Consider the following 4393-nt stretch of genomic DNA (forward strand, 5'->3'; position numbering starts at 1 on the left):
AAGGTGGATGCTCCAAGCGGGTCTGTCGACTGGATAAGTTTATCGAAGGCACCGTACTGATAATGCTGGCTGTCACCTCTGGGGTTGGTGGTGCGGATCAGGTTGCCTTCAATATCGTATTCGAACTGGCTTTCCGTGCCATCTTCCCACTGGATACGGGCCGGGCGCGGACTGCTGTCGTGATAGAACCAGCGACGGATCAGGTCTGGTGTACCCTCTTCCTGATGACTGATTCGCTGGCTGATCCGGCCCTGAGCGTCGTATCGGAAGGAGACCGGCAGTTGCTGGTTCGTCTGCACCTGCATCAGCTGGCAGACTTTGTTCCAGTCCAGCTGTGTGGTGTTGCCTTCGGGGGGGGTTTCTGTGGGGACAGGCTCAAATTCCCTTAAAAATCAAAGAGAAAAATGTGCCTGTCCTTTATTTCTTATGTCAGAATGAACGGTTACGCTTTAGGAGCATCTTACTTTATAGAGGATATGCTGGAAGAGATGTCGGATATTCAGACTATGCTGGATGCCGTAGTTAAAACTCAGGGGTAAAACGCAATAAATTAAGCCATGTGTTTCTTATAAATACATGGCTTAATTAAATAAAAAAACAATATTTTATCTCATTCAAAGCTGGCCAATTTATGAGGCAATAATAAATCCATATTTAACGTTGAGGAACCCTATTTATTTGTCTGACATTTCAGTAAAGCTGGATTAAAAACAACTAACTCTCCAGTTACTCTTTTTCCACATGGGAATAACCCCTTCTCACAAACATCATATATTTCATCTAAAATTCCAGAGCTATCACCAAAAATATATCGACTTATGGATACAAACTTTAACCATTGAAAGACATCTCCCGCAACTTCATTTATAAAGTCAATAAGATCATCATTATTCCCTGAAACTTTATTTTTCCGGTTCACAATATTAAATCTATGCTCTTTTTCAGAGAATAATTCTTCATAATCAGATAAAAAGGTTTCTGCCTCGTCAAACATTTCATTATTAAAAAATTCTGCCGCAGCATTATCAATGATATCCTGCCAAATATAAAATTCCTCTGAAATATTTTGACTAAAAGCCATCTTAATAGCTGAATCTCTATCAAAAACAGATTCATAATGACATAAATAATCATCGCACCCGCAAAGAAACCCATCAGTAAGGGTGATTTTCAATGGGGCCAAAACAAACCTTTGATTCATAATAAACTTTAGTTTAGCCCTATACATAAAAGAGAAAAATACACTGTCTATTTATCTTTTAATATCAGGCATTCGAAGAAGATTAAAACAAGAAATTTCAACTCAATAGTTGTCATGCTTAAAATATACAGAAAACTTTATATGAAAATGGCTATATCCCTTTTTTAAACTCTGAGTTGCCAGATATATTATTCAATACAAGCTCATAGAAATCCTTGAAATTAGGTGTAACAATATATGCATTGCCACATTCGTCAAATTCTTTAATATCCTCATTCCCATCAAAATGGATATGAGATCTATCCCAGTAATAAACACTTTCATCTGTCCCATAGTCAACAAAAAAGAAATTACCTCCTGGATCGCCACCTATAATCAAAGGTAACTTAATATTTGTCAGTTCACAAGAAAGCTCTTTATTATTACTAATAAGGTCAAGATCATTATTGCTCAATCCAAGACCATAAAGCTCTTGAAATGAAATAAAGCCATCATCAACTTTAGAAAAAGGTATTTCGCAGTAGTTATTGTCAATTATAAGCAGGCCATTAAAAGCCAACAAAAAATCTTTATAATCATCATAAAAAGAAAAACCTAAGTCATGTTCAATTGCATGAACATCTTTCTCCTCAATACCATCAGAAACTAATACTGGCATATTTACATCTCCTATTTAACTACATGATCCAATCGATTGATTTATATACGCAACCCATTGATTTACTAATAATATTTATTACCCTCCCCCTCAAACTAAATATACAAAAAACTAGTCACATGATTTTTTAATTTTTGATACTCCCCCCATGTGAGTGAATTTTTTGTGCACTGATTTAGGTATTTCCTGCATAGTTGTTCCATTTTCACGATGATGCCATGTGTTTTTAGATGGCTCCTCGACGTTAGGTGTGGATTTATTGAGCTATATCTGCTCGTCATCGTCGCCTCGCAAAACCAGTTCTCCACATAAGCGAGAAAGCAGGCCTGAGGGAACACAGGGCTGAAAGCCCGAGTAGTCCTTGCCTGAGTCCGAGTGTGAAGCGTGGCAGAGAGACAGGGCAGAATCTGCCTTGATTCTGAGCTGAGCAGATAATCAGCCCGTCAATCAAATCCACACGCAACGTCGAAGAACCTATTTAAATAGCTTGATATTTGATCTTTTAAATCCACCATAGATAGAGACCAACACCGATTAATCTCACTTATCCATACGTCACAGTCTTTATTGGGTGTTTTCACATCAATAAAAATAACCGTGACGTTATTTATTAACACCAATATTAATTACGCACTCTACGCCTTCATCAGTTAAATTATACTTCATTTTAACTATTTCTCATTTATTAACAAATTATAGAGGGTATGCTGAAAGAGGTGTCGGATATTCAGACAATGCTGGATGCCGTAGTTAAAACCCAAGGGTAAACGCAATGAGTTAAGCCATGTGTTTCTGAGAGATACATGGCTTAATAGAATTATGCAGTCCTGTAAAAAAGTTACTCTTTGATAAGATATTTCATGAATTAGCAATAATTTCAGTAAATGCTCACCTAATGAAAACCTGTATTTTGGAATCCCCCTACAACCCTTTGATACTAAAGATAAGGGAAATTCCAAAAGGCACTTAGCCAGAATTTCCCTAAAAACGAGAAATCATACTGTGTCTCTAACAACTCTCTAAGATATTTAATTTTATCGTCAAAAAATAAATTTAATAAAAAGTTCAAACTTTGGCAGGATATAAACTAACGTTAATAACTTCATTTTCAGAATCAACTGAAAACTTCAACTTATAATAACCAGGACCTATTTTTATCACAAACATCTTTCCATTTTCTATTAACATTTTAGAATTATAAGCAGCCAAATATCCAGTTCCACAAATGCCTAACAGGCCAGAGGTATGAATATTAAAATCAGAAGACAGCTCTGTATGAATGGTCACATCAACTTCATACAACCCATCTTCCACATCAAATATTGGAATAATCCCCCCTGAGTTAATTAACTCATTATTTACATCTATTTCCCTCAAATAAGTTAAAAGGTCCAGCCCTATCTCTTTGTCACAGATTGCACAATCAAGTTCATTGATAGATATAATAGAAAAACTATTTAACTCAGGAAATATTTTCATATTTTACTGGCTACTCGACGTTGGGTGTGGATTTTATTTATGGGCTGATTATATGCTCAGCTCGGGATCAAGGTAGATACATATCAATAAATCCACATCCAACGTCAAGGAGTCTCTTTTATTTATCAATAAAAGCATCATTATCAAAATAAAACAAAAACGCTTCAAATAGTTCTTCAATAGTGGGCTTACCAACTGACATCGTTAGATTTTCAACCAAATCCTCTATTGTTGCATTATCCAAGGTTACCATCCAGTTAGGGTCTTCCTCTATATTATCTACTTCTTCTTCAATATTTTCATCGGGAAAAATCCCAATAGAATTAATAGACCATGTCATTCTATCTGAAGACAAGTAAAACCATCCCTCAGGTATTTCATCAGGTGAACTTAGTAAATCTCTAATGCTAATTTTTTTCATAATTTATATCCTATCAACTACAATTTTTTTGTAATTTTTTAAACCCACCTTCTTGTTTAGGATGAAGGCTCTGTTGCACTGGGCCAGGAGCTTTATGTTGTGCTCTAGGTATTAACTCAACCTTAGTTGGATCCTGAGAGTTATGATGCCAAGTATGGTTTGGTGGGCTATTACGGTTAAATTTACCTCTAGGGCCAGGCTGAACATGTTTAACAACTTCATCAGGATACATAGCTTTTAATTCAGGATTATTTTCTAATTCATAATATAACTGTTCATTCGCGTTCTGAAAGTGTTTAGGCCTGCTTGCGTTATAGAGGCCTGAAGGAATCTCTGTTTGATACCATATACTATAGTGAGGGCTAGAAAGCGGCCTACCACTACCGTCAACTTCGGATAGCCCCAGCGGATCGACCCAATCCACCGGGTTATGCACATATGCCTGCGGCCTTAAGCCACCCGCCATACCTATCGGATCAGGTGTCAGGTACTGGGCTATTTCAGGATCATAATAACGGAAGCGGTTGTAGTACAGTCCGGTTTCTGAATCATAGATCTGGCCCTGGTATCTCAGGTCACAGGTCACCGGGTCGTTTGCGGCTTCTTCCTGATAATAACGCTGGGTATCCGGGCT

General features: G+C 37.1%; 7 protein-coding genes and 1 pseudogene. 1 reads left to right on the top strand and 7 read right to left on the bottom strand.

What is annotated here, in order from left to right; translation table 11 throughout:
* On the bottom strand, positions 1-305 hold a 305-nt coding region (locus H579_RS28755; protein ID WP_157834655.1), incomplete at its 3' end, for an RHS repeat domain-containing protein.
* Positions 306-404: 99 nt separating this feature from the next.
* On the opposite strand from H579_RS28755, the gene H579_RS29940 reads away from it, so the two are divergent.
* Complete coding sequence (locus tag H579_RS29940) at positions 405-539, top strand: hypothetical protein (protein ID WP_281167071.1); 135 nt, start codon at positions 405-407, stop codon at positions 537-539.
* A gap of 131 nt (positions 540-670) precedes the next feature.
* On the opposite strand, the gene H579_RS0118370 is transcribed toward H579_RS29940, so the two are convergent.
* The 6 genes and pseudogenes from H579_RS0118370 to H579_RS26475 form a co-directional block, all read right to left on the bottom strand.
* Positions 671-1183: a hypothetical protein gene (locus tag H579_RS0118370; protein WP_157834656.1), complete on the bottom strand. Its 513-nt coding sequence runs from the start codon at positions 1181-1183 to the stop codon at positions 671-673.
* Between the two features lie 169 nt (positions 1184-1352).
* Positions 1353-1859, bottom strand: coding sequence for an SMI1/KNR4 family protein (locus H579_RS0118375; RefSeq protein ID WP_028301881.1), 507 nt, complete (start codon positions 1857-1859; stop codon positions 1353-1355).
* A 111-nt stretch (positions 1860-1970) separates the two neighbouring features.
* Positions 1971-2093 (bottom strand): annotated as a pseudogene (locus H579_RS30160) (HNH endonuclease); the annotation flags it as partial.
* A gap of 831 nt (positions 2094-2924) precedes the next feature.
* Positions 2925-3338, bottom strand: a complete 414-nt coding sequence (locus tag H579_RS0118380; RefSeq protein WP_028301882.1) for a hypothetical protein — start codon at positions 3336-3338, stop codon at positions 2925-2927.
* Between the two features lie 118 nt (positions 3339-3456).
* Positions 3457-3759: a DUF7716 domain-containing protein gene (locus tag H579_RS26470; RefSeq protein WP_157834657.1), complete on the bottom strand. Its 303-nt coding sequence runs from the start codon at positions 3757-3759 to the stop codon at positions 3457-3459.
* Between the two features lie 13 nt (positions 3760-3772).
* Positions 3773-4393: RHS repeat-associated core domain-containing protein (locus tag H579_RS26475; protein ID WP_051227876.1), on the bottom strand; the 621-nt coding region annotated here is incomplete at its 5' end.

The sequence above is a fragment of the Oceanospirillum beijerinckii DSM 7166 genome (genome assembly GCF_000422425.1).
Classification (GTDB): Bacteria; Pseudomonadota; Gammaproteobacteria; order Pseudomonadales; family Halomonadaceae; genus Oceanospirillum; species Oceanospirillum beijerinckii.

What these genes read in the sequence shown, in the direction of transcription:
- H579_RS29940 (WP_281167071.1), top strand. Translation starts at nt 405, where the DNA reads ATGTGCCTGTCCTTTATTTCTTATGTCAGAATGAACGGTTACGCTTTA.
- H579_RS26470 (WP_157834657.1), bottom strand. Translation starts at nt 3,759, where the DNA reads ATGAAAAAAATTAGCATTAGAGATTTACTAAGTTCACCTGATGAAATA.
- H579_RS0118375 (WP_028301881.1), bottom strand. Translation starts at nt 1,859, where the DNA reads ATGCCAGTATTAGTTTCTGATGGTATTGAGGAGAAAGATGTTCATGCA.
- H579_RS0118380 (WP_028301882.1), bottom strand. Translation starts at nt 3,338, where the DNA reads ATGAAAATATTTCCTGAGTTAAATAGTTTTTCTATTATATCTATCAAT.